Annotated in this window: 15 protein-coding genes; 14 read left to right on the top strand and 1 reads right to left on the bottom strand. The window is 35.7% G+C overall.

All coding sequences use genetic code 11. The features are described from left to right. The 9 genes from E0W73_RS06545 to E0W73_RS06505 all read left to right on the top strand — a co-directional run bounded on the left by E0W73_RS06545 (nucleotide 1) and on the right by E0W73_RS06505 (nucleotide 16255). Nucleotides 1–1035, top strand: coding sequence for a glycoside hydrolase family 43 protein (locus E0W73_RS06545; RefSeq protein WP_135221283.1), 1035 nt, complete (start codon nucleotides 1–3; stop codon nucleotides 1033–1035). Between the two features lie 512 nt (nucleotides 1036–1547). Further along, nucleotides 1548–2555, top strand: a complete 1008-nt coding sequence (locus E0W73_RS06540; RefSeq protein ID WP_135221282.1) for a GntR family transcriptional regulator — start codon at nucleotides 1548–1550, stop codon at nucleotides 2553–2555. A gap of 2 nt (nucleotides 2556–2557) precedes the next feature. Further along, entirely contained in the window at nucleotides 2558–4039 is a 1482-nt protein-coding gene (locus tag E0W73_RS06535) for a xylulokinase (protein WP_135221281.1), read from the top strand. An 8-nt stretch (nucleotides 4040–4047) separates the two neighbouring features. Further along, nucleotides 4048–5373 (top strand): xylose isomerase, encoded by a 1326-nt coding sequence (gene xylA, locus E0W73_RS06530; RefSeq protein WP_135221280.1) that lies wholly within the window; start codon nucleotides 4048–4050, stop codon nucleotides 5371–5373. Between the two features lie 690 nt (nucleotides 5374–6063). Continuing rightward, nucleotides 6064–9234, top strand: coding sequence for a SusC/RagA family TonB-linked outer membrane protein (locus E0W73_RS06525; protein WP_135221279.1), 3171 nt, complete (start codon nucleotides 6064–6066; stop codon nucleotides 9232–9234). A 10-nt stretch (nucleotides 9235–9244) separates the two neighbouring features. Next, the gene (locus E0W73_RS06520) at nucleotides 9245–10876 is read left to right on the top strand and encodes a RagB/SusD family nutrient uptake outer membrane protein (RefSeq protein ID WP_135221278.1); all 1632 of its coding nucleotides are present in this window, start codon (nucleotides 9245–9247) and stop codon (nucleotides 10874–10876) included. Between the two features lie 30 nt (nucleotides 10877–10906). Beyond that, nucleotides 10907–12268, top strand: a complete 1362-nt coding sequence (locus E0W73_RS06515) for a glycan-binding surface protein (RefSeq protein ID WP_135221277.1) — start codon at nucleotides 10907–10909, stop codon at nucleotides 12266–12268. 19 nt (nucleotides 12269–12287) lie between these two features. Then, a complete protein-coding gene (locus E0W73_RS06510; RefSeq protein ID WP_135221276.1) occupies nucleotides 12288–14495 on the top strand; it encodes an endo-1,4-beta-xylanase in 2208 nt (735 codons plus the stop codon). A 137-nt stretch (nucleotides 14496–14632) separates the two neighbouring features. Then, nucleotides 14633–16255: a GH35 family beta-galactosidase gene (locus tag E0W73_RS06505; protein ID WP_135221275.1), complete on the top strand. Its 1623-nt coding sequence runs from the start codon at nucleotides 14633–14635 to the stop codon at nucleotides 16253–16255. A gap of 252 nt (nucleotides 16256–16507) precedes the next feature. Here E0W73_RS06505 and E0W73_RS06500 read toward each other — a convergent pair whose 3' ends face one another. Then, nucleotides 16508–17113: an RNA polymerase sigma factor gene (locus E0W73_RS06500; protein ID WP_135221274.1), complete on the bottom strand. Its 606-nt coding sequence runs from the start codon at nucleotides 17111–17113 to the stop codon at nucleotides 16508–16510. A 280-nt stretch (nucleotides 17114–17393) separates the two neighbouring features. Here E0W73_RS06500 and E0W73_RS06495 point away from each other — a divergent pair, with 280 nt between their 5' ends. The 5 genes from E0W73_RS06495 (at nucleotide 17394) to E0W73_RS06475 (ending at nucleotide 26296) form a co-directional block, all read left to right on the top strand. Continuing rightward, the gene (locus tag E0W73_RS06495) at nucleotides 17394–18536 is read left to right on the top strand and encodes a FecR family protein (RefSeq protein ID WP_135221273.1); all 1143 of its coding nucleotides are present in this window, start codon (nucleotides 17394–17396) and stop codon (nucleotides 18534–18536) included. Nucleotides 18537–18778: 242 nt separating this feature from the next. Beyond that, the gene (locus tag E0W73_RS06490) at nucleotides 18779–22372 is read left to right on the top strand and encodes a SusC/RagA family TonB-linked outer membrane protein (RefSeq protein WP_135221272.1); all 3594 of its coding nucleotides are present in this window, start codon (nucleotides 18779–18781) and stop codon (nucleotides 22370–22372) included. Nucleotides 22373–22389: 17 nt separating this feature from the next. Further along, the gene (locus E0W73_RS06485; protein WP_135221271.1) at nucleotides 22390–23793 is read left to right on the top strand and encodes a RagB/SusD family nutrient uptake outer membrane protein; all 1404 of its coding nucleotides are present in this window, start codon (nucleotides 22390–22392) and stop codon (nucleotides 23791–23793) included. Between the two features lie 64 nt (nucleotides 23794–23857). After that, nucleotides 23858–25063 carry a TlpA disulfide reductase family protein gene (locus E0W73_RS06480; protein ID WP_135221270.1) on the top strand — a complete coding sequence of 402 codons (1206 nt, stop codon included), beginning with the start codon at nucleotides 23858–23860 and terminating at the stop codon, nucleotides 25061–25063. Nucleotides 25064–25156: 93 nt separating this feature from the next. Next, nucleotides 25157–26296, top strand: a complete 1140-nt coding sequence (locus E0W73_RS06475; protein WP_135221269.1) for a TlpA disulfide reductase family protein — start codon at nucleotides 25157–25159, stop codon at nucleotides 26294–26296. Nucleotides 26297–26326: the final 30 nt, after the last annotated feature.

Below are 26326 nucleotides of genomic sequence, written 5' to 3'. Positions count from 1 at the left end.
ATGCCTGAAGATAGCATTGAACACATTAATTTTGAGGAGATTAATGATCTGGCGATTTCAAAGCCATTAGTATCTCATATGTACACAGCCGATCCTTCGGCACATGTATTCAATGGTAAAATTTACATTTATCCATCTCATGACATCGATGCGGGAATTCCGTTTAACGATAATGGAGATCATTTCGGAATGGAAGATTATCACGTTTTTTCGATGGAAGACATTTCATCAGAAGCGATTGACAATGGCGTTGCACTACATGTTGACGATGTGGCTTGGGCCGAAAAGCAAATGTGGGCACCAGATGCAGCTTGTAAGAACGGAAAGTATTATTTGTATTTTCCTGCTAAACGCGCCAACGGAATTTTTCAGATTGGTGTTGCCATTTCAGATTCGCCAGTTGGGCCTTTTGTTCCGGAAAAAGATGCTATAAAAGGAAGTTATAGTATCGATCCGGCTGTTTTTGAAGACGAAGATGGCAAGCATTATATTTACTTTGGTGGCATTTGGGGCGGTCAGCTTCAAAAATACCGTAACAATAAATACGATGAAAACAATAAAGAACCTTTGCCAGAAGAAAAAGCCTTGGGACCAATTGTAGCTTTGTTAAGAGACGATATGCTCGAATTTGCTGAAGACCCCAAAGAGATTAAAATTCTGGATGAAAACGGAAATGAGATTCTTGCGGGTGATAATGACCGTCGTTTTTTTGAAGCTTCTTGGGTTCATAAATACAATGGGAAATATTATTTCTCTTATTCAACAGGAGACACGCATTTTATCTGTTATGCGATTGGCGACAATCCGTATGGGCCGTTTACGTATCAGGGAAGAATTTTGAATCCTGTGGTCGGTTGGACTTCGCATCATTCTATTTGTGAAGTAGAAGGCGAATGGTATTTGTTCTACCACGATTCAAGTTTGTCAAAAGGAGTAACGCATTTGCGAAGCATGAAAGTAACCAAAATCGATTATATGGAAGACGGTTCGATTATTACGATTGACCCTTACGGAATAAGAAGGTTGTTTGATTAGATTTTTTGTTTAAAAAAATTTAAAGAAAACTACAATCGGTTGTGTTGGGCATTTGTGTAATTTGTCATTTCGAGCAACGAGAAATCACAATAGGGAATCGATAAAGAATGGTTATTTGCTGTGTGGAGTTTCTAGTGTGATTTCTCATTTCAGTCGAAATGACAAATATTTTGGATAAATTCTTTGCGAACCTTGCGTAAAGCTTTGCGAACTTTGCGGTTAAGCTACTTTGTCGAGCTACTCGTGGAGATTTCTCGTTCCTCGAAATGACAAAGATTACGCAAAAGTTTCTTCTGGAACCGTTTCGCGTGAGGGATCGTAATGGAAAGCCCACAGCCGTGAGGAACGAACAGGCGAGGACTTGCAACGGATAGCCCGACCCGCCTTTTTCGGCGGGACACGCCAAATTATTGAAATATAGAATTTTAAAAACTTAACATAATTAATGCAAAAAACAATTTTTTATAAAAGATTTTTGTCTACTTTAGCATAACAGAACGGAACAGAACGGTATGCTAAAAGAAGACGAAAAATTTGAGTTTATAATCAACCACGAAAGCGATATTCCGAAGTACCAACAATTGGTTGACGGGATTACCAATGCGATTGCAGAGAATATTTTGCAGAAGGGAGATTTGCTTCCGTCAGTAAATGTAATCTGCAAAACCTATCAGCTTTCGAGAGACACGGTTTTTAAAGCGTATTCTATTCTGAAAGATCAAAAAGTGATTGATTCCGTGCCGAATAAAGGCTATTATGTTGCAGGCGAAACAAGAAAAGTGCTTTTGGTTTTAGATACTTTTAAGGCTTATAAAGAGGTTTTGTATCATTCGGTTGTGAATAATCTGCCAGATAATGTGATTATCGATGTGCAATTTCATCATTATAATGTTGATGTTTTTAAAACAATCATCAATAACGGAATCGGGAAGTATTACAAATATGTGGTGATGAATTTTGATCACAAGGAAATTCCGCCAGCATTATCGGCGATTTCAAAGGATAAATTGCTTTTGATTGACTGGAATATCCGAGCTGATAAAGCGAATAATTATGTTTTTCAGGATTTTGGAAAAGCATTTTATAATGCCCTAAAAGAGGCGATTGACTTATTCAAAAAGTATAAGAAAATAGATTTTATATATCCGGATTTCACCAATCATCCATGGGAAACGGTAGAATATTTCAAGAAATTCTGCAGTGACTTTAAGTTTGATTTTGGAATTATTACAGATCCCAAAATGTTCAATATCGAAAAAGGAATTGCTTATATCAGCGTAAGCGACAGAATCTTAGGACGCTTTTTGGAACAGTGCAAGGAAAAAGATCTTGAACCCGGAAAAGATGTTGGTTTTCTTTCGTACAACGAAACACCAATGAAGAAGTTTATATACAAAGGAATCTCAGTTGTTTCAACTGATTTTAACGATATGGGAACCAAAGCGGCGGCATTTATTACACACGACGAAGAAACGCAGTGTTATGTGCCGACAAAATTAATAATAAGAGAATCATTGTAAGTATGTATTATATCGGATATGATATTGGAAGTTCTTCTGTGAAAGCAGCAATTGTTGAAGCAGAAACGGGTAAAAAAGTGATTGTTTTGAACGAGCCTCAGAACGAAATGGAAATCCTTTCGATTCACCCAGATTGGGCGGAACAAGATCCCGAAATGTGGTGGCAGTACATTTGTACAGCAACGAAAAGAGCAATTAAAGAGGCAAATATCGATGCGTCTAAAATTCAAGGAATTGGTATTTCGTACCAAATGCACGGATTGGTAATTGTGGATGAAGCTGGAAATGCACTTCGAAATTCAATCATTTGGTGTGACAGCCGTGCGGTTGAGATTGGGAATACCGCTTTTGCCGAAATTGGAGAAGACAAATGCATGTCGCATTTATTGAATTCGCCAGGGAATTTTACCGCTTCGAAACTGAAATGGGTAAAAGAAAATGAACCGGCAGTTTACAATAAAATCTCAAAATACATGCTTCCGGGAGATTACATCGCTTTGAAATTAACAGGCGAAGTAACGACTACCAAAAACGGTTTGTCTGAAGGAATGCTTTGGGATTATAAAGAAAATAAAGTAGCCGATTGGCTTTTAGAATATTACGGAATTGATGCCGCATTAACGCCAAAAATCGTAGAAAATTTTACCAACCAAGGAGTTGTTACAGAAAAAGCTGCTGTAGAATCAGGATTGCCAGCTGGAATTCCGATTGTGTACAGAGCGGGAGATCAGCCAAATAATGCTTTATCATTAAATGTACTTCGTCCGGGAGAAGTGGCAGCAACAGGTGGTACTTCGGGCGTTTTCTATGCGGTTACCGAAACAAATTCAGGAAAAAGTACTCGTGTAAACAACTTTGTTCATGTAAATTATACGGAATCAAATCCGAGAGTTGGAAAATTGCTGAATATAAACGGAGCAGGAATCCAATACCGATGGATGCGAAACAATATCGGAAATGAGTCGTACGAAGAAATGAACGAAAAAGCATCTCAGATAAATGTAGGCTCACAAGGATTGGTTGTAATTCCGTTTGGAAATGGAGCTGAGAGAATGTTTAATAACAAAAACATTGGATCGCATATCTTAAACCTGAATTTTAATATTCATACCAATGCGCATTTATTCAGAGCATCTTTGGAAGCAATTGCATTTTCTTTTGTGTACGGAATGGAATGTTTGAAAGATGATAATGCGACGATTAATGTAATCAGAGCTGGAAATGATAATTTATTCCGTTCTGAAATTTTCTCTAATACGGTTGCAACATTAATTGGGCATGAAATCGAAATTTACAATACAACTGGAGCTGTAGGAGCAGCAAGAGCTGTTGGCTTGACAGATGGCGACTTTGAAAAATTTGGTTCAGGAATTACCACAAACGATCACGTAATGACCTTTTTGCCTCTAAAAAACAAAGAGGAATATGAAACGGCTTATAAAAAATGGAAACAAGAATTAGAATTAATATTAACAAATAAATAAAAGACAAAATGATAACTTTAGGAGACAAAGAATACTACAAAGGTATCGGCCAAATTAAGTTTGAAGGCAAAGAATCAGATAATCCTTTGGCATTTAAATATTACAATCCAGACCAAGTTGTAGCTGGAAAAACAATGCGTGAGCACTTTAAATTTGCTATCGCTTACTGGCATACTTTCTGCGGACAAGGTAGCGATCCATTTGGACCAGGAACACAGCAGTTTGCTTGGGATGCTTCATCAGATCCGTATCAGGCTGCTAAGGATAAAGCAGATGCGGCTTTTGAATTCATCAGCAAAATGGGATTCGATTATTTCTGTTTCCACGATTACGATTTGATCAATGAAGGACCGACTTTCGCAGAATCAGAAAAACGTTTGGCTTTTATTACTGATTATTTAAAACAGAAAAAAGCAGAATCTGGAATTAAATTGCTTTGGGGAACTTCAAACTGTTTCTCAAACCCAAGATTCATGAACGGGGCGGCTACAAATCCAGATTTTAATGTAGTAGCAAGAGCCGGAGGGCAAGTAAAATTAGCATTGGATGCAACAATCGCTTTAGGCGGAGAAAACTATGTATTCTGGGGTGGTAGAGAAGGTTATATGTCTTTACTGAACACAGATATGGGAAGAGAATTAGACCACATGGCGCAATTTTTGGCAATGTCTAGAGACTACGCAAGAGCGCAAGGTTTTAAAGGAACTTTTTTCATTGAGCCAAAACCAATGGAGCCATCTAAGCACCAATACGATTTTGACTCGGCTACAGCAATCGGATTCTTGAAAGAATATGGCTTAGATAAAGATTTCAAAATCAACATCGAGGTAAACCACGCTACATTGGCGCAGCACACTTTCCAACACGAATTAGAAGTGGCTGCAAAAGCTGGAATGTTAGGAAGCATTGATGCTAACAGAGGAGATTACCAGAACGGTTGGGATACAGACCAGTTCCCAAATAATATTCAGGAAACTACTGAAGCGATGTTAGTTTTCTTAAAAGCTGGCGGATTGCAAGGCGGAGGAGTTAACTTTGATGCTAAAATCAGAAGAAACTCAACAGACTTAGAAGATGTTTTCTTAGCTCACATTGGTGGAGCTGATACTTTTGCAAGAGCTTTATTGACTGCAGATAAAATCATTTCTTCTTCTCCATACGAGAAATTAAGAAAAGAAAGATACAGTTCATTTGATTCTGGAAAGGGTAAAGATTTTGAAAACGGAAAATTAGGATTAAAAGATCTTTATGATATCGCAAACCAAAACGGAGAATTAACGCTTCAAAGTGGTAAACAAGAATTGTTTGAGAATATCATCAATCAATACATATAATAATTTTTGTCCTGACAGTTACTAGCTGTCAGGGCTTTAAAAAGTAAATGGTAAAGATAGTGTCAAGGAACGTTGTTTATGATGTAGTTGCTGCATTGAACACAAATACTACTTTACATTTAAAATGTACGTAAGTAATACGGCCACAAAAGACAATTTTGTTAGATTAAAATAAAAACTCTATTCAACTTAGGTTGAATGGAGTTTTTTGGTTTTTAGCAACCGATTGTTGTTTTTGTTTTCGAAAAGAATATTTTATCTAAACTTACCATACGGCAGCTACACTAAACAATCATTCGTATGATTCCGTTTACTGCAATTACTACGATTTACCTTTTTTAATATTTGAGCTTACGTTATAATTCTTTAAAAAAAAGTCTTCACTTCCTCTTTTATATTTTATATAACTTTTTTGGCAAAAATGTTTAGTTCTATCTAGGATTGTCGTCGTGCGACACGGTATTTTGATAAAAACTCAAAATATTTGCGTTTAAAGTGTTTATAGTGTTTTTTTATTCGTAATTATTTTTGAAATTGTCAAAAAAAATTAACGCAACCGATTGTTTTGTGTCCTTTTTTATATATATTTGTTTTGAAATCAATCTGTTTTTTTGTCTGATTCTGAAAGACAAGTCAGCTGATTGATGGAACGAAAACTTACAAACTAACCATTAACTAAACCAATTATTTATGACTAACTTTTTAATTACTAAAAGCAGATCTAAATACTTTAAGAATTTGGGATTCGTATTCCTTATGCTGGTATTGTCTGCTGCGGTAAATGCTCAAACCAGTGTTTCAGGGACAGTTTCTGATGTCGGCGGTCCTATACCAGGTGTAAACATTTTTGTTAAAGGGACTAAAACCAGTACTGTTTCAAATTTTGATGGAACTTTTACGCTTAGCTCTGTACCTGCAAATGCAGTTTTATCTTTCAGTTTTATCGGTTACAAAACCAAAGAAGTTGCGGTAGCTGGTAAAAATAAAATCGATGTTGTGCTCGAAGAAGATTTAAACAGCCTTAAAGAGGTTGTTGTAATCGGTTATGGTACTGCCAAAAGAGGTGATTTAACCGGAGCGGTTTCTTCCGTTAACAGTACTGTAATCAGCCAGTCGGTAGCGACAACTCTCGATCAAGTTTTGCAAGGACGCGCGGCGGGTGTAAATATACAGGCGAACAATGGTGCTCCGGGTTCGAGCGCTTCTGTTCGTATTCGTGGTCTTAGCTCAATATCAGGACTTAATGAACCTATTTATGTTATTGATGGAGTTGTAATCGATGGAAATACAGGCTCAAACAACAATAACCCGCTGGCTGGTATTAACCCAGCAGATATTGCGAGCGTTGACATATTAAAAGATGCTTCAGCAACAGCCATTTATGGTTCGAGAGCGGGTAGTGGGGTAATTATTATTACGACTAAAACGGGAAAAAAAGGCGAGCTATCTTTGAATTTTGATAGTTATGTAGGCTGGCAAAAAATACCAAAACAGTTGCAAGTTCTTAATTTAAGAGAATATGGAACTCTTAAAAATACTCGCGCAGATTTAGGAATCGTGCAAAGAGATAATACTTTTATAAGACCTGAATTATTAGGAGACGGAACCAATTGGCAGGATGAATTATTTACAACTGCTATGATGCAGAGCTACAATTTATCTGGTGCTGGCGGTTCAGATACGACTACTTACTCATTTGGTATTGGCTATTTGGATCAGGAAGGAATTGCGATCGGCTCTGGATTTAATCGTTTTAATCTGAGAGGGGTTATCGATTCGCAGGTAAAAAGTTTTTTAAAGGTTGGAGTGAATTTAGCACTGAACAAAACAAATCAGGTGAATACTTTTTCTGATAATGCTTTAATATTGACAGCCTTAAAGCAAACTCCAAACGTTGCGGCTCGTAATGCAGATGGAACTTTTGATGGGCCGGATACCACAGAATTTGTACAGAACAACCCTTTGGGGCTGGCAATGATGAGAGATAATTTTAATAAGAATTATGGCATTAGAGCAAATGCTTATGCAGAAATTACATTTTTTAAGGATTTAAAGCTTAAATCACAGTATTCTGTAGATTATAATTTTGGAAACAATTACACTTTTAATCCTTCTTATACTTTTGGAGCTCTTGTTAATGATGTAAGAGAAGGTACAAGAACTAAATCTTTAAGCGACAACTGGATTTGGAATAATACTTTAACTTATAATAAAACATTTGGAAAACATACAGTAACTGCAATGGCTGGTCAGGAATTTGTAGAAAACTACCGTGATAATCTGTATGGCTATCGTTCTGGTTACATTACAAATGGGGCGACAGATTTAAATGCAGGAGATTCTACAACGGCAAGAAACTCAAATTCAAGCTTTAAAAGCGCACTTAGTTCTTATTTCGGAAGGTTGTTTTACTCTTTTGATGATAGATATTTGCTGACAGCGACTTTGAGAAGAGACGGTTCGTCTCAATTTGCTAAAGAAAATCAATGGGATTGGTTTCCATCTGCAGCTTTGGCGTGGAAGATTTCTAATGAAAGTTTCTTAAAGGATAACAAGACCGTTAATAATCTAAAATTAAGACTTGGATGGGGGCTTGTAGGGAACCAAAATGTCCAATTTGCCTATCCTTACACCTCAATCTATGGAACTTCGGCTACTAATTGGGGTACCGGACAGATTGCTACTAATACAGCAAATCCTGATTTGGGATGGGAAAAAACAAAATCTAGCAACCTTGGCCTTGATTTGGGCTTGTTTAATAACAGAATAGAATTTACGGCAGACCTTTACTACAAAAAAACAGAAGGATTGCTATTGCCACTATCGCTTCCTGCATACGCAGGAACCACAGGGCAAGGGTCGACTACGCCACCAATCTACAACATTGGTTCTATTGAAAACAAAGGAATTGAATTGACCTTGAATACTATAAACATGGAGCGTACTGATTTTGTCTGGAAATCTAATATTACTTTTTCTATGAACAGAAACAAGGTTCTTGCTCTTAATTCAGATTCTGGTGTGTACGACCAAAGAGTTCAACAGGGATCAGACGTGACAGTGGTGACTCGTACAGCTGTTGGACAGCCGATCGGACAATTTTATGGATATAAAGTGATTGGTCGTTTTGAGAAAGCAACAGATTTCTATTACAAAGATAAAGACGGAGTAGTAAAACCTACTGCATTGCCGGAAGGAATGGCAATTGGAGAAAACGGCGTCTGGATAGGAGATTATATTTTTGAAGACAAAAATAAAGATGGAATAATCAATGAAAAAGATACTGATTATATTGGAAATCCAGAACCTAAATTTGTATTTGGAGTTGGAAACACTTTTTCATTCAAAGGTTTTGATGTCAATATATTCCTGACAGGATCGTATGGAAATGAAGTGCTAAACTATCAAAGACGTTGGTTAGAAAATCCACGTGAAAATACAAATCTTTTAAAAACTTCTCTAGGATACGCGCAATTAGAACTTATTGATCCTAATGGGCCAAACGATTACCGCAATGTTCAAATTGTTGGCGGTGATCCTTATATGCCACGAATCGCAGCTTCATCTGCAGCCTCTGCTTCCAATTATCGTTTGAGTAACCGATTTGTAGAAGATGGCTCTTATGTACGAGTTAAAAACATTTCTATTGGTTATAACCTTCCAAAAAACTTGTATTCTAAATATGGTATTTCGAATGTCAAAATATATTCGAATACTCAAAACGTATTGACATTTACTAAATATAAAGGATACGATCCTGAGATTGGGGCGGCGAATCAAAATAACCTTTTATATGGCGTTGATAATGGCCGTTATCCATCCCCAATAATTACCACACTTGGACTAACTGTTAATTTCTAAAAACTGCAAAATGAAAACAAAGAAAATATTTTATACGGCTTTAATTATTGCATTGCCATTTGTTTGGACGAGTTGCAGCGATATTTTAGACGTTGAACCAAATGATGTAATTACAAAAGAAAATTTTTATAAAACCGAATCCGATTTTCAGGCCGCAACGGGACCTTTATACAATAGAGTTTGGTTCGATTTTAACGATAAATTCTACTATGGATTAGGAGACGGACGCTCAAATAATCTATATGCGCCTTATTCAGATTATGTTTATCCTTTTACAGATTTGACCGAAACAGGATTAACTGGACCTTTGGTTTCTGCTTGGGGATCGTTATACAATGTGGTACAACAGTCAAATAATGTTATAATCGGAATTTCAGGAAGCACAGTAGGTGAGTCTATTAAAAATAAATATATAGCCGAAGCGCGTTTTATGAGAGGAACAGCTTATTGGTATTTAGCTTCTTTATGGGGTGATGTGATTATTTCGACAGATCCAAAAGAGTTGGTTAAAAATCCAGTAGTCAATAAAAATCCGCTAAAAGATGTTTACGAATTTGCAATGCGTGATTTAGAATTTGCAGCTAAATATCTTCCAGAAACTGCTGGTCAGTCCGGCCGATTAACAAGATACAGTGCCTTCGGAATGTTATCTCGTGTGTACCTTTCTTATTCTGGAATCAGTGATAACCCAAACAGTGGCACTCGAAACCAAGAATACCTTGATTTGGCAAAAAAAGCGGCAGAAAAGGTAATCAGCTCTGGGCCGTACAGTTTAATGAGCAATTATGCGGATTTGTTTATGATTGAAAACAACAATAATTCAGAATCGATGTTTGCGCTTCAATGGGTTCCAAACGGGGAGTTTGGCGTTACAAACACCCAGCAAGCGTACTTCGCTTTAGGTTCTGATATTACAGGAGATGATGCCGCTTGGGGTTATTGGACAAGAGCTTCTTACGATGTTTTGAAAGAATACGAATCAAAAGACCTTAGACGTAAATCGACTTGGATGGCAGACGACGATCATTATCCAGAAATCAATAAGGCAAATGGTGGTTATACAGTTGACCACAGCAAAGAATTTTTGACAGTAAAAAAAGGAGTGGTAGGATCAACCAAAGACAATTCTAAAATTTCTCGTATGAATTCGGCATTAAACACATATATGCTGCGTTTGGGTGAAATTTACCTAAACTATGCCGAAGCAGCTTTAGGAAACAATGCTTCTACATCAGATGCGATGGCTCTTGAAGGAGTAAATAAACTTCGTACCCGTGCGGGACTTGATCCAAAAACAACTTTAACTTATGCTGATATTATTCATGAAAGAAGAGTAGAATTTGCAATGGAAGGACAATACTGGTACGACTTAGTTAGAAGAGCTTATTACAAACAACAGGAAGTAATAAATTATGTAACAGGTCAAAACAGAGGAACGATACAGCCAATTCTTTATGACACCCCAACCAATACCGTATCTATTGATCCGGCTAGAAGCAGCAGTCCGCGTTCTATTGGTGTAATTGATGCTACCATTTTTACTCTTCCTTATCCGGAATCTGAATTGGTTCAAAACCCTCTCTTAAGAGAAAATCCGGTGCCATATCAGTTTACAGAAGAAAGAATCAAGGATTTATTCTAAGAATAAAAAACAAATCTAAAAAAGATTAACATGAAATATATTTTAAATAAAAAGTATTGGGCCCCTATCGCGTTCTTGGGAATGTTGGTATTTGGGATGCTGTTTACGTCTTGTGATAATAATGATGCTGAAGGAAAACCAATTACAATTACCAGAGTATTTTTGGAAGATGTCAATTCATCAGTACCAGACAGAGAAGTTAATTTTGCCCGATTAGGACAGTCTTTACGTATTGAGGGCTCAGGTTTTACGGGTCTTAAAAAAGTCTATATCAATGGATATTCTACTTATTTTAACGTCGTTTTTGTATCTGATAATTCGATGCTCATAAATGTTTCTGCAGATACCCCGATTTCAGATGCAGATCCTTCAGTAAGAAATACAATTCGTTTTGTAAATGATTCTCATGAAGTAACATTTCCTTTTCAAATTCGTGCAGGAAAACCAGCAATTTCTAGTATTTCCAACACGATGCCAAATCCAGGTGAAACTATTACCATTTCTGGAACAGGTTTAACAGAAGTAAGTAAAGTAGTCTTTCCCGGCAATATTGAAGTAACAACTGGAATTACTTCAGATGAAGATGGTGAATTCTTTAAGGTTGCTATGCCAAACGGCGTTTCAGAAAATGGCGGTTCATTATTCGTTCAAACTTCAAATGGGGGTGTTTATTCTCCGGCCTATTTTAATTGTAAAAGGGGAATTTTATTGAATTTTGACGGAAAAGGAACTCAAGGCTCTTGGGATAGAGCGACTATGATTTTACCAACTGATTTAGAAACAGCAATCTTAGGAACAGGAAACACTTCTCAAGGAAAATATGTACCACATCATCCTTCTCGTATGCCTGCATTCGAAGCAAATAAACCTCGTCAGTCAGAAGTTTGGACAGCAGGAACAGGTGTTGATAACTGGAGAGCACAATTCACCCCTTTTATTCCTGCAAACACACCATTAGATAAAGTAGCCTTGCAATTTGATATTTTGGTTCCAGATGCATGGAAAGATTCTGGCTTCTTAAAAATATGCATGGTAAATAATTTTAATGGAGGAGAATGGACAGGTGCAGTTTATAATTATGTTCCATGGATTGTAGATGGTAAATCAGTTGCTTTTCAAACCGCTGGCTGGACAACAGTAACTATTCCGCTAAACAAATTTTATGCATGGTCTAAAGAAGCATTTACTTTTGAAACTGTATTGGCTTATCGTGAAGCGGCGACTTATCAAAACTTTGGAATTTATTTCGAAAATTCTGATGTAAAACTATCAAATGTAACAGGATCTGCGAGCGAAGTAGAATTCCCAGCAAAGGCAACTTCTGTAAAAGTGTACACAGACAATTGGAGAATTGTACCATTGGATACGCCAGTTTACAATGATTTTAACTAACTAAAAACCTAGACCAAAAATGAAATACATCAAAATATTACCTGTAATTGCTTCATCGCTATTGCTGTTTTCTGCCTGCGATGACAATCTGATGGAGTGGGGAAAAGACCCTGAGCACGGAGCAGTAACCGGTGCGGAGCTTCCGTTAGAATTAAGAGAAAAAATCAGCCGTTACGAACCTTTAAAAAATTACACCGACCTTGTTTTAGGAAACGGTATTGGTGTCGATTTGTATATGAGCGACGAAACGTACCGTAAAATCGTTAATGAAAATTTTGATGAGGTAGTGCCAGGTTACGCCATGAAGCATGGTGCTATGGTCAATTCAAAAGGAGAAATTAACTTTTCGACTATAGATGCATTTATCGCCGAAACCAAAAAAGCAGGACTAAAAGTTTACGGACATACTTTAATTTGGCATTCTAACCAAAATGCGGGTTACTTAAATGGTATTATTGCCCCAACTGTAATTCCGGGTTCTAGCGGAACAAATGTTTTAGATTTAGCTCCAATTAAAGCAGGAACTTTTACAGGCTGGGCAAGAAATAATCCGGGTAAAGGAATCTCAACGGTTGCAAATGCAGGATTGACTAGTACTTCTGCAGCAATTCAGTTGGCCTCTAGTGCAACTTCTTCTCAAGCATATAATTTGCAATTGACTTCTCCAAATGTGCCAATTGTCGCAGGACATAACTATGAAGTTTCATTTTATATCAAATCTGATGTTGCAGGGAAAGGACGTATTTCTTTTGGAAACACTTTAAACAATCAATATCCATATAAAGATTGGTATAATACAGGAAGTGCGACAGAAGCTTTTGCCACAACTTCTGCTTGGCAACAAGTTAAAATTAAATTAGCGCCAAGCGATTTCAAAGCAGGAAGCACAAGTTTTCAGTTTAATTTAGATTTAGGTTATCTTCCAAATGTGACTTATTTAATTGATGCCAATACTCTGGCGGTTGTAGATCTTGATGCCGCAACAGGACCTGTTAATTTAATTTCTAATGGAACTTTTAATTCAGGAATAGCAGGATGGAGCAGAGCCAATGGTGCTGCGGATGCTTTAAGCGCAGGAACAGGAGCTGCAAATGTTTATGAGGGAAGCGGATCAATGAAGGTGGTAAACGCTACAAGCACTCCAGCAGATCAATGGAGAACTCAGATTCAAACAACTTTTACTTCTCCATTGGTAGCTGGAAAAAATTATACAATTTCTTATATGATTCGTTCTGAAGCAGCAGGTTCTGTAAGATGTTCAACGACACCATCATCATTAGCAAACTATCAGCCAGATGAGTTAACTAGCACTACTTGGAAACAATTAGAATGGAAATTCACTGCAAAAGGAGGCGAGACTGGTTTTGGTTTTGATTTAGGAAGAGCTGCGGGAACTTATTACATAGATAATGTTTTAGTAACTGACGGAACAACATCTGGCGGAGGTCCAACAGCACCAATCACAATAGAAAAAACCGATGCTGAGAAAACAAAAATAATCGGCGACGCCATGACTGATTGGATTTCTAAAATGATGACGCACTACAAAACAAGCGTTTTTGCATGGGATGTGGTTAATGAACCAATGAAAGAAGACGGAACTTTAAGAAGCGGAAACGAAGGCGATACGGCTACAGATTATTTCTCATGGGTAAAATATCTTGGAAAAGATTATGCGGTAAAAGCTTTTAAATTGGCACGTCAGTACGGAAATGAGAGCGACAAGCTTTTTATTAACGATTATAACCTAGAATCAAGACTTGACAAATGTGAAGGCTTGATAAAATATGTAGAATATATTGAAAGTCAAGGAGCTAAAGTTGACGGAATCGGAACGCAGATGCATATCGGTCTAAATACTGATAAAGATAAAATTGTTCAGATGTTCCAAAAACTGGCTGCCTCAGGAAAATTGATTAAAATTTCTGAATTAGATATAAGATTGGGGACTGCATCTCCAACAGTAGCACAGCAGGCTTCGCAGGCAGAAATGTATCAATTTGTAATCGATATGTACAAAAAACATATTCCGCCGGCACAACAATACGGCATTACTATTTGGGGAGTTTCTGATAATGCTAAAGAACACGAATTCTGGCTTCCAGACGAATCTCCAAATCTTTGGGATGCTAATTACGCCCGTAAACATGCTTACAAAGGAACAGCAGACGGTCTTGCAGGAAAAGATGTTAGTTTAGGATTTTCAGGCGAGTTGGTGAAACCTTAAATAACAGAGTTGGTGATGATCCATAGTATGAGCCCGTAAAAGGGCTTGTATTATGGATTGCTTATTTTCTTCACATACAATCAATTTTTTGTTGAAGAAAATAGAAACAAATGAATTTCGAACTTAAAACATAAAGAATGAGTTTCTTAAAAAATAGCGTTCTTCTAACAACCGCTCTTCTGATCCATTTCGGCTATAGCCAAAACAAAATACCGCATCTTCAGAAAAAAGGAGACAAAACACAGCTGATTGTAAACGAAAAACCATTTTTGATTCGAGGCGGTGAACTAGGAAATTCTTCGGCGACCAGCATGGAAAGTATGGAAACCATTTGGCCGAAATTGGCCGACATGAATCTTAATACTGTTTTGACGCCTATTTACTGGGAACTCATAGAAAAAGAGGAAGGAAAATTTGATTTTATTTTAGTCGATGATTTGATTCTACGAGCGCGTAAAGAAAACTTAAAACTTGTTTTGCTATGGTTCGGTTCATGGAAAAACAGTATGTCAAGTCATGCACCAGCTTGGGTAAAACTCAATCAGAAAAAATATCCAAGAGCTAAAGATGACAAAGATAAAAGTCATGAAATTTTAACGCCTTTCAGCGAAAATAATCTGCAGGCCGATTTGAATGCCTTTAAAAAATTAATGGAACATATTAAAGATTTCGACCAAAAAGAGCAAACCGTAATTATGATTCAGGTTGAGAACGAAATCGGAATGCTGCCAACAGCACGAGATTATCATCCTTTAGCAAATGATGCTTTCAAAAAAGAAGTTCCAAAAGAATTGATTCAGTATTTACAGAAAAACAAAGAAAAACTGGTTCCAGAATTTTTAGAAATCTGGAAGAAAAACGGATTTAAAACTGCTGGGAATTGGGAAGCTATTTTTGGAAAAGGCCTCCATACCGACGAAATTTTCATGGCTTGGTATTTCTCAAAATTTACCAATACGATTGCACAAGCAGGAAAAGAGATACATCCAATTCCGATGTTTGTGAATGCAGCTTTAAACGCACCCGAAAAGAAACCGGGGCAATATCCAAGCGCAGGACCTTTGCCGCACCTAATGGACGTTTGGAAAGCAGCAGGAAACGCAATCGACTTTTTGGCGCCAGATTTTTATAACCCGTCTTTCAAACAATGGAACGATTTATTTACGAGACAAGAAAATCCGTTATTTATTCCAGAACATCGTTTTGACGAAACTGCTCCGTTCAAAGGATTATATGCGATTGGACATTATGAAGCCATTGGATTTTCGCCTTTTTCTATAGAATCGGTTAACGATGCGAAAAAAGAACCGCTTGGTAAAATTTATGATTTAGTTCAGCAGTTAACGCCAACAATTGAAGCCAATAAAGGACAAGGTAAAATTGATGGTGTGTTATTAGATAAAGAAAATAATACTCAGATAATTAAAAAAGGCGATTACGAATTTACCTTTAAACATGATTATACTCTAAATTGGTCTGATGGAGCAAAAGCAGACGTCTGGCCAATGTCGAGTGCCATTATTATTGAAATTGCCAAAGATGAATTTTATATTGCAGGTTCCGGAATTGTGGTCACTTTTAAATCTTTAAAAGAAAATCTAAATGCCGGAATTTTGAAAACGGATCAAGGAAGATTCGAAAATGAAAAATGGAGAACCTTCAGGCATTTTAACGGAGACCAAACCCATCAAGGCAGACATTTGAGAATTTCAGTTGGCGATTACGAAATCCAAAAAATAAAATTATATAGTTATGAATAGTTTTTTAGCCACGAATTTCACGAATTGACACTAATTCATACTTTGTCTATACTATTGCAATTTCACGAATTTTTTAATTTGTGTAATTGAAGATAGCTGGAAAATAATTAGTGTCAATTCGTGAAATTCGTGGCAGAAAAAAAACTGTAGCCACAGATTAAAAGCATAGAAGGATTTTTTTAATAATCTGTGTTAATCTTTTTAATCTGTGGCAAAAAAAAAGATATCAAATCAAAAGTCAATAAATTCAGATTAATTATTTAATCTGAATTTTTTTTTAAATGAAAACAAGAGAAACAGTACATTTTTAATTTTTTCTTCGAGAGAGACACGAAGAAGCGAAAATGCCTTTGTAATCTGTGCTTCAACGGTTTTGATTGAAACCTCTAAATGCTCGGCGATTTCAATATTGGTCAGTCCTTCTTTTTTGCTCAGAATAAAGACTTCTTTGCATTTTGGAGGCAGATTCTGAATTTCTTTATTCACAGCATTTAGAATTCTCTGAAAAGACTCGGAATCGTCTTCTTGAACAATGCCGTTTAAGGCATCGTGATACGATTTTTCTAGTGAAAACAAAGACTGATTTTTTCGATACAAATCTATAAACTCGTTGTAAACCAGTTTGTAAAGAAAACTTTTTAGGGCATGTTCTGTTTTTAATCTAGCACGCTGTTCCCACACCTTAATAAAAACATTCTGAACAATGTCTTCTGCGCTGTAAACATTTTTGACCAGACTGTTGGCGTAAACACAAAGTTTATGATGATACGTGTCAATAAGATACGTATAAGCGCCTTCGTCTCCATTTCTAAGAGCCTCAATCAAAAGGTTGTTATCGCTGTAATCATCTAACTTCATAAAAACAAATATATTAATTTATAGTTTTTGGACTTAAATTGAACGGTTATTTTAAGCAAAAACATTTCTTTTTTTTCTTTTCTATTTGAAATTTATTACAAATAAAAAGGTACAAAAAGGCAAAGATAAATTCTTTTGTTCTTTAATTTCTATAAAATTAGTAGTATTTATTGAGAGAAAAGACTTGTGAAAAATAAAAAATTCAGCAAAATGAAAAAAACTTTATCAAATTGTTAGGGTTTTGTTTTTTGGCTTCGTAATAATATTAAAAATAACGAAAATGACAGTGAAAAAGTCAGAGCGATTAATCGTGAAATTCATCACAAATCAGGCTTCAAAAGATGAAATAGAAGAACTGACCGAGTGGTTAAAAGAAGATGAAAATCAAATTGTGTTTAAGGATTTCGTAAAAACCAATTACGCAATAGACACCGTAATGAACAATTTTGATTCTGCTGAGGTAAGAAAACAAATTTCAGAAAAAATAAAGCAGGAGAATGTTTTTTACAAACGCAGATTTACATCGTATTATAAATATGCCGCTATTTTGATTGTGGCGCTGGGCGGATTTTATTTTTATAAAAATGCAAACAACCAGACATCGCCAAAACAAAATGTGGTCATTCCGAGAGAAGATGCGATTGTACTGCAGACAGGAAACAAATCATCGCAGAATATTGATCCGTCAGAGGTAAAAAGCATTACTGATAATGAAGGAAATGTAATTGGAAAACTAGAAAAGAACAGATTGGTTTATGCTCATGCTTTTGCTAATGGCAAAGCGACCTATAATACGTTGCGAATTCCTTACGGTAAAAAGTTTGAGGTGCAGCTTTCAGACGGTACAGTGGTGTATTTGAATGCCGGAACTTCTCTGACTTATCCTGTGCAGTTTTTAGAAAACCAAAACAGACAGGTTTCGCTTACCGGAGAAGCTTATTTTGAGGTTAGTAAAGACAAACAACATCCTTTCAGGGTAAACACTAATGGGGTAAATGTTGAGGTGTTAGGAACTAAGTTTAACGTGAATTCGTATAATGAAAATATAAGTACAGATGTTGTTTTGGTAGAAGGAAAAGTATCGCTTTATAAAAATGATGCTGACAAAGTATTTTTAAAACCAGGATCGAAAGGTTCAAATTTAAAGGGCCAAACTGCGATAACAACAGAGCAGGTCAATACAGATTATTATACCGATTGGGTAAAAGGAAATCTGGTCTTTAAAAACGAATCGTTTGGACAGATTATAAGAAAACTGGAACGTCATTATAATGTGACTTTTATTAACCAGAACAAAATGCTCGAAAAAGAAGTGTTTAATGCCCGTTTTGATAACGAACCGATAGAAGTAGTGCTCAAATATTTCAGCGACAGCTACAAAATTGATTATGATATTGATAGGGATAAAATTAAAATTAAGTAAAAAGAGGATATAGAATAGAAAATAGAAAATAGAAAATAGAAAATAGAAAATAGAGATAGATAAAAATCTAAATCTAAAATCAGAAATCTAAAATCAGAAATCTAAAATAAAAGCCTATGTAACAAAACCCAAAAAAGAAAGGGATCGTTGTTTATAAAAAACCGGAAAATGCGCCAACATTTTCCGGTGGGTAAATGCGGTCAGTTAATTAACCAACCAACATTAAAAAACATTTTAAAAGTATGAAAAAACTCTTGAACACAATCAGGTTCGACAAACCTTTTGTGAAATTTGATTTGAAAATGAAATTGACCACATTATTACTCATAACTACCTTATCGGTTATGCATGCGGGAGTGTCGTACTCGCAAAAAGCAAAAATGTCTTTCAGCGCCAATAACATGACGGTTGCAAAAGCACTCGAAAAACTGGAATATACTACCAATTACAGGTTTGTGTACAATGTAAAATCTGTTGATTTAAACAGATTAATCAATGTGAATGTCACTAATGCTTCAATAGAGACTGTTTTGAATTCGATTTTTAAAGATACTGGTACAGATTACCAAGTGTCTGGAAATCATGTTGTTTTGACAGCCAAACAAGCTCCAGTACAAAATGCTATTGAAGCAAAAAAAGAAGTGGCAGATTTTATCGTTAAAGGCCGTGTTACCGACGAAAAAGGAATGCCTCTAGTTGGAGCAGCTGTTGCTGATAATGGTTCAGGAAGAGGCGTGAACACCGATTTTAATGGAGAATACCAGATTATTGCTGTCAGCAGCGAGACTACCTTGGCCTATTCTTATTTAGGATACATTAGACAAGAAATAAAAGTGGAAGGCAGAAGCGTTATTAATGTGGTCTTAAAAGAAGATGTACAGGAATTGGAAGGAATTGTTTTAAAGACAGGTTATCAGGATATTACTGCAGAAAAAGCAACTGGATCTTTCTCTAGTTTAAAAGCTAAAGATTTTCAAGAGCAACGTTTAAGCAGTTTGGATAAAATATTAGAAGGACGTATCGTTGGATATCAGGATGGAAGAATCCGCGGAACGACTTCTATGACAGGGCTAACAACTCCTTTATATGTTATTGACGGCTTTCCGGTAGAAAATACAAGATTAACCCCTTATAATACAATAGAAGATAATCTTCCGAGTCTTAACTTAGAAGACATTGAAACAATTACAGTTTTAAAAGATGCGGCGGCTTCTTCTATTTATGGTGCTCGTGCTGCTAATGGCGTTATAGTAATTACTACCAAAAAAGCAAAAGAAGGAAAAACCAATATTTCGTTTTCAAGTAACTTAACGGTTACGCCTTATAGAAATTATACAGGAAACCTTACTGATTCCGGAGATATTATTGGTCTGGAAAGAGGATGGGCAAATGGAAATCCTAATTTTAAGACTGCCAATGTAGCAACTTACGCACAGTCATTACTAAATAATGCTGCGTTTACGAGTTTAGGAATGCAGACCATTTTAAATGGTTATGCAGGAAATATTTCTCAAACAGAAATGAATAATCGATTGAACCAACTTGGTTCTCAAGGTTATAAATACTATGATGATGTTGCTAAATATGCAAAACGCGATCAGTATTTTATGCAGCACAATCTTAGTTTAGGTAAAGCTAGCGAAAACAATGCTTTTAATGCTTCTATAACATACAAAGACAATCAACTAGAAGATATGTATTCTGAAAACCAATCGGTTGGAATTAATTTGAAAAACTCAACTCAAATTAATAGCTGGCTGTCTTTAGATTTGGGAACTTATTTGAATTACGGAATAGGAGATACTCAGTATTATAAGCCTATTAATCCTGCTGTTGTTTCAGATAATCCAGGTTATAAATGGCAACCATACAATCAGTTAGTGAATAATGATGGAACTAATTTTGTTTCTACTGCCGCTTCTCGCTACAATAATTTTACTCTTCAGTCTATGCAGACTTATGGTCTTTACAACATGGATATTACGCCAATGGACGAGTTGGGAAGAAATCTTAGTGAAAATAAAAGCTTCTTGAATAGAACCTTTGCTAAGTTTAATGTGAAATTCAGTAAAGCATTTACATACAATGCCATGTTCCAATACGAATTTGCTTCAGATCGCGCAAGACAGTTATTTGATAAAGACTCTTATTATGTAAGAAACAAAGTAAACGGAATGGTAACCATTGTAAATAATAAAGCAGTTTATAATTTACCTTATGGAGATATTGTTAAAGAAACGAATCAGTTTTCTAATGCTTATAATTTCCGTCAGCAGTTAAACTTCAATCAAGTTTTTGCTGAGAAGCATGATTTTTCTGCTATCGCTGGTATGGAAATCCGCCATTCGAAACAAGAATATAATGATAACACACGTTATGGTTACGATTCGCAAGCTTTAACATTTACTGCAATAAATCAAGCCGATTTACTAAAAGTATATGGTTCTGTTTTTAACGGGTATATGTCGATAAATGATTTTTCATTAGAAAAAGAATTGCAAAACCGTTATGTTTCTCTTTACTCAACAGGAGGTTATACGTATGACAAAAGATATTCTATTTCTGGTAGTATTCGTTGGGATCGTTCTAATCTTTGGGGAACCGATAGTAAATACCAAAACAAACCTATTTGGTCTGTAGGTGCGGGTTGGAACATTAACAATGAATCATTTTTTGACGTTGCTTGGGTTGATGCTCTTAAATTGCGTGGTTCGTATGGTATTGCAGGAAATATTGCCAAAGATTCTGCACCTTATTTAACGGCCTTTTATTATGCCAATTCAAATGTTGGAGGAACTTACGGAAGTGTAGGAAAACGACCAAATCCTGAATTATCTTGGGAAAAAACAACAACTACCAATATTGGTTTAGATTTTTCATTCTTTAAAAGCAGATTAAGCGGAACCTTAGATTTATATAACAAAAAAGGTGAAGATTTGTTAGCTACTAGTCAAGGAATTCCAACAGAAGGATTCGGATATTCTTCTTACACACTTAATAATGGAGAAATGACTAATAAAGGTATCGAAGTTACTTTAAGAGGAACAATGGTAAAAACGCCTTCTTTCTCTTGGGATGCAGCTATTTTGTATGCCTATAATAAAAACACAGTAGATTACGTAAATGTAAAAGCTCCTGTTTATTATCTGCAGTTAGATTACCCACAGGCTTATCCTAGAATCGGAACAAGTTTTAACAGCATTTATGGTTACCAATGGGCTGGTTTAAGCAATACTGGGTTGCCTCAGGTTTATGATGCTTCAGGTACCGCGGTGAAATACAACCCGGGTCAGTTAGACGCGATAAAAGATTATGGATCTACTGTTCCTATACACAGTGGTTCTTTCCATACCTCAGCAAATTATAAAAATTTCTCACTTTCGGCTCTTTTCATTTATGAGTTAGGGCATAAAGTAAAAAATACATTCTTGCCAATGCTAAATAATAATTACAATGGTGCAATGGGCGGTTATGTAACAGATATTACGGTAGTAAACAACCGTATTGCAGATCGTTGGATGAAACCAGGAGACGAAGCATTTACCAATGTTCCGAGAGCAGTTTACGAATATGAATCAGATTTTAATTCAGAGTCCCGTACTATTTATTCTTATGCAGATATTAATATTTTGGATGCATCAAATGTAAGATTAAGCAATATTTCATTAGCTTATCAAATGCCAAAAGATGTTATTAAAAGAGTGAAACTAGACGGAGTGCGTTTCAATTTAAACGCAGAAAACGTATACACTTTTGCTAAAAGCAGAGATGCCAAGTATATGTTAGGCGGTTTCATATCTCCAAGTTTTGTTATGGGGGTAAATGTTAATTTCTAATTTATAAAGACTAGACGATGAAAAATATATATAAAAAAGTAGCGTGTTTATTGGCTTTAGGATTGACTTTAGCATCTTGCGACGATTATTTGAGCGATGTCCCAAAAGGAGCAAAATCACCAGAAACATTAGCAGATTATGAAGCTTTTTTGCGTGATGAATACAACACAAGATTAGATATCTTGGGCGCTACACATTTACTTAATGATCAATTTGTAACAGCTGCTACACTTACAAGTAATAGATTGTATAATGCCAATTATATGTGGGACGAAAATGCAGATCGTATTGCATTGAAAGTATCAGATGAATCAGCATACTATACAGCTTATAGCGGAATTTCGGCTTTTAATTTAATTATTGAAAATGCACTTTCGACAACTGAAGCTACGGAGCAAGAACAGAGAGTAGTTTGGGCACAAGCTAAAATAATGCGTGCCATGAACTTTTTTTATATGGCTAATTTTTATGCAGATACTTATGTAGCTTCTACCGCTGCGACAAAATTATCTGTGCCGTTAATTACAAGTGCCAATATTAATGCGCCAAGTAAACAAGTTACTATTCAGGAAATGTATGATTTTATTCTAAATGATATTAAAGAAGCATTGCCATATTTGCCAAAGGTTTCTCAAACCGCTTTGCATCCAAATTTAGGAGCAGGTTACGCTTTTTATGCAAGAGTTTATCTGCAAATGAATAACTATACAGAAGCTGTAAAATATGCAGATTTAGCATTGGCAGAAAATAATAAATTGTTTGATTGGGTAGCATTTTACGAAGCCAATAAAACCATTATAGATGTGCCAAATTCATACACAACGGCTGTATCGCCAATGGGTTATAACAATATTGAAAACTATGTTTTTAGACATGGTTCTAGCCGTTCATTAGGAAGAGAACCAAGCATTCCGGTAGAAAGAGTTGCACGTTTTGAAACAGGTGATGCACGTTTAAAATCGCGTTGGAAAGTAAGAACCGTAGGAGCAGATACATATTACTATTCTATATTGTCTGGAATGTACAATTTTGGCGGACTTACAACTGTTGAGGTTTATTTAATAAAAGCGGAGTGTTTGGCTCGTGATAATAAAATTAGTGAAGCATTATCGGTTTTAAACACAGTTCGCAAAACTCGTATTCTTCCTGCCTCTTATCAGGATATTTCTACTACTGATAAAACAACAGCTTTGAATGCTATTTTCAGAACAAAAAACAACGAGTTTGTGCAGACTCTTGTACCTTTTGCAGATGCACGCCGTCGTAATGCAGAAGGAGCTTATCCGTTTAGTTTGTCTAAAGTTGTAGGAGGTGTAACTTATAATTTGTCTTCAACATCACATATGTGGACAATGCCTTTCCCGCAAGGAGCAACACAAAATCCAGGAAACGGAACCATTACACAAAATGTAGAAAAATAATAACTCAAAAGCTTCCTGATTAGGAACTTCGAAAGGGAAGCTTTTTTTAAAATATCAATCAAAAATGAACACAATTAAATATAAAATATTGGGATTGTGCATCTGCTTATTTACGTTTTCAAACAGCAGTATTGCACAAAAGAAAAAAGCAGCAGTTCCTGCAGCAACATCTTATACAATCGATGGAAATATTACAGGTCTTGAAGATGGAATAGCCGTAAAATTAATTCCGGGAGCAACACATTCTTCTGAATTACCAGTTGCGGAAACTACTTTGAAGGACGGTAAATTTTCTTTTACTGGAAAATTAAACGAGCCTCGTTATTTCTACATTATTTTTGGAAAAAACAAAGGATACATTCATTTAATAGCAGAAAATGCTAAAATAAAAGTTACGGCAGATGCAGAAGTTTCAAAGCAGGAAGATGAAAGAATCAAATTTAAAAATGAAGTAATTACAGGATCAAAATCATACGATTACTTTAAAAAAGAAACTGCTTTTAGAGATGAACTTGAAAAAGATTATACTGCTTATCATACTCCGGAATCAAATGAACTGAGTAAGTTAATTGGTGCTGCAAGACGTGATAAAAATACAAAAGCGGCAGATTCACTTCAAAGTCTTCCAGTTTGGAAAAAATTTGAGGCTGATGAAAAAGCATTTTTTGATAAAGTGAAATTAAGCTATGAAACTTTGATTACAAAACATAAAGATACCTGGTGGGGACCTCTTTTTATGATGACACAATACAGTTATTTTTCTCCGGAACAGAAACCACTTTACGAGCAATTTTCTGATGCTGCAAAAAAAAGCTACTACGGACAATTAGTGGATAAGGATTTGAATCCGAAATCATTAATCGGAACCAGTATCGCTAATTTCAATTTGAAAGATAAAGACGGAAAAGCATATAATGCAAAGGATATTGTCGCTGGAAAAAAATACATTTTAGTAGATTTTTGGGCTTCCTGGTGTGGACCATGTCGTAAAGAAATTCCAAATTTAAAAACAGCTTATGCAGAATACGGAGCAAAAGGATTTGAAATTTTAAGTATTTCAATCGATAAAGACGAAAAAGCTTGGCAAAAAGCTTTGGGACAGGAAAATATGCAATGGCATAATCTTTTAGACGATGATAAAGTAAGTAAATCATTCAACGTAAAAACAATTCCGGCTACTTATTTAATAGATAGTAAAGGTGTAATTATTGGAGATAATTTAAGAGGTTCGGACTTGGAAGCGAAACTAAAAGAACTTTTAAAATCGTAATTAAGTTTTCAGTGATGGTTTTCAGCCATAGTCGAAAATTAAAACTGAAAACCTAAACTGAAATTAAAAAAATAACAAACAAAAAATAGCAACATGAAAAGTACAATCTTAAAATCAGGTTTAGCCGGATTAGCGTTACTGACCGTACTGAATTCTTGTTCGAAAAAAGAAGAAGGATTTACAATCAACGGAACAATCGCCGGTTTAGAAAAAGGAACAGTTTATCTGGAAAACACAGATGAAAAAGGAAACAAAAAAATCGCAGATTCTGCAGAAATTCAGAAAGACGGAACATTTACGCTTACAGGAAAAGTTTCAGAACCTTTATTGCATACCATTAAATTAAAAGGAGAAGAATATGGTGCATTTTTTCTTTTGTCAAATGAAGATATAAAAGTTGAAGCCAAAAAAGATTCAATTTATAAAGCTAAAGTTACGGGAGCAACGCAGAATGATATTTACAAATCATATTACGATAATGAGTTCAAAAAAATACAAAATATTGCGGGTCCAATTTACAAATTATCTGATTCGTTGACACAGAACGGAAAAGTAAAATTAACTGCAGAACAGCAGACTGCAATGGACAAAAAATGGAAAAATCTTCAAACTTTAGCCGATGATTTGACTGATAAATTTATCAGAAAAAATAAAGATAAAATTGCAGGAGCTTTGGTAATCAATGACAGAATTGTGTCTTACGGAACTCCCGAACAGGTAAAAATGTATTATGGTGTTTTAACGCCTGAAGTACAAAAATCAGTTTACGGGAAACAGTTAAAAGAAGTAATTGATTTGAATGATAAAACCGCTGTAGGCGTTGCAGCGCCTGAGTTTTCTCAGACAGATGTAAACGGAAAAGTAGTAAAACTTTCAGATTATAAAGGAAAATATGTTTTGGTTGATTTTTGGGCTTCATGGTGCGGTCCATGCCGAAAAGAAAATCCAAATGTGGTTTTGGCTTACAAAACGTATCACGATAAAGGGTTTGATGTTTTAGGCGTTTCATTAGACGATAAAAAGAAACTTTGGGAAAAAGCAATCGAAAAAGACGGCTTAACGTGGACACATGTTTCTGATTTAAAAGGATGGCAGAATGAAGCTGCTGTTTTGTATGGCGTAAAAATGGTTCCAACCAATTACCTAGTCGGACCTGACGGAAAAATCGTGGCTAAAAACCTTAGAGAAGCTGAATTGCAATCTAAACTAAAGGAAATTTTCAGTAAATCATAAATAAGTTCACAGTTTTCAGTATTTAGTGTT

The organism is Flavobacterium foetidum (assembly GCF_004634245.1).
Classification (GTDB): Bacteria; Bacteroidota; Bacteroidia; order Flavobacteriales; family Flavobacteriaceae; genus Flavobacterium; species Flavobacterium foetidum.
Note: the sequence above shows the minus strand (reverse complement) of the source record. Positions and strands in the feature narration are given on the sequence as shown.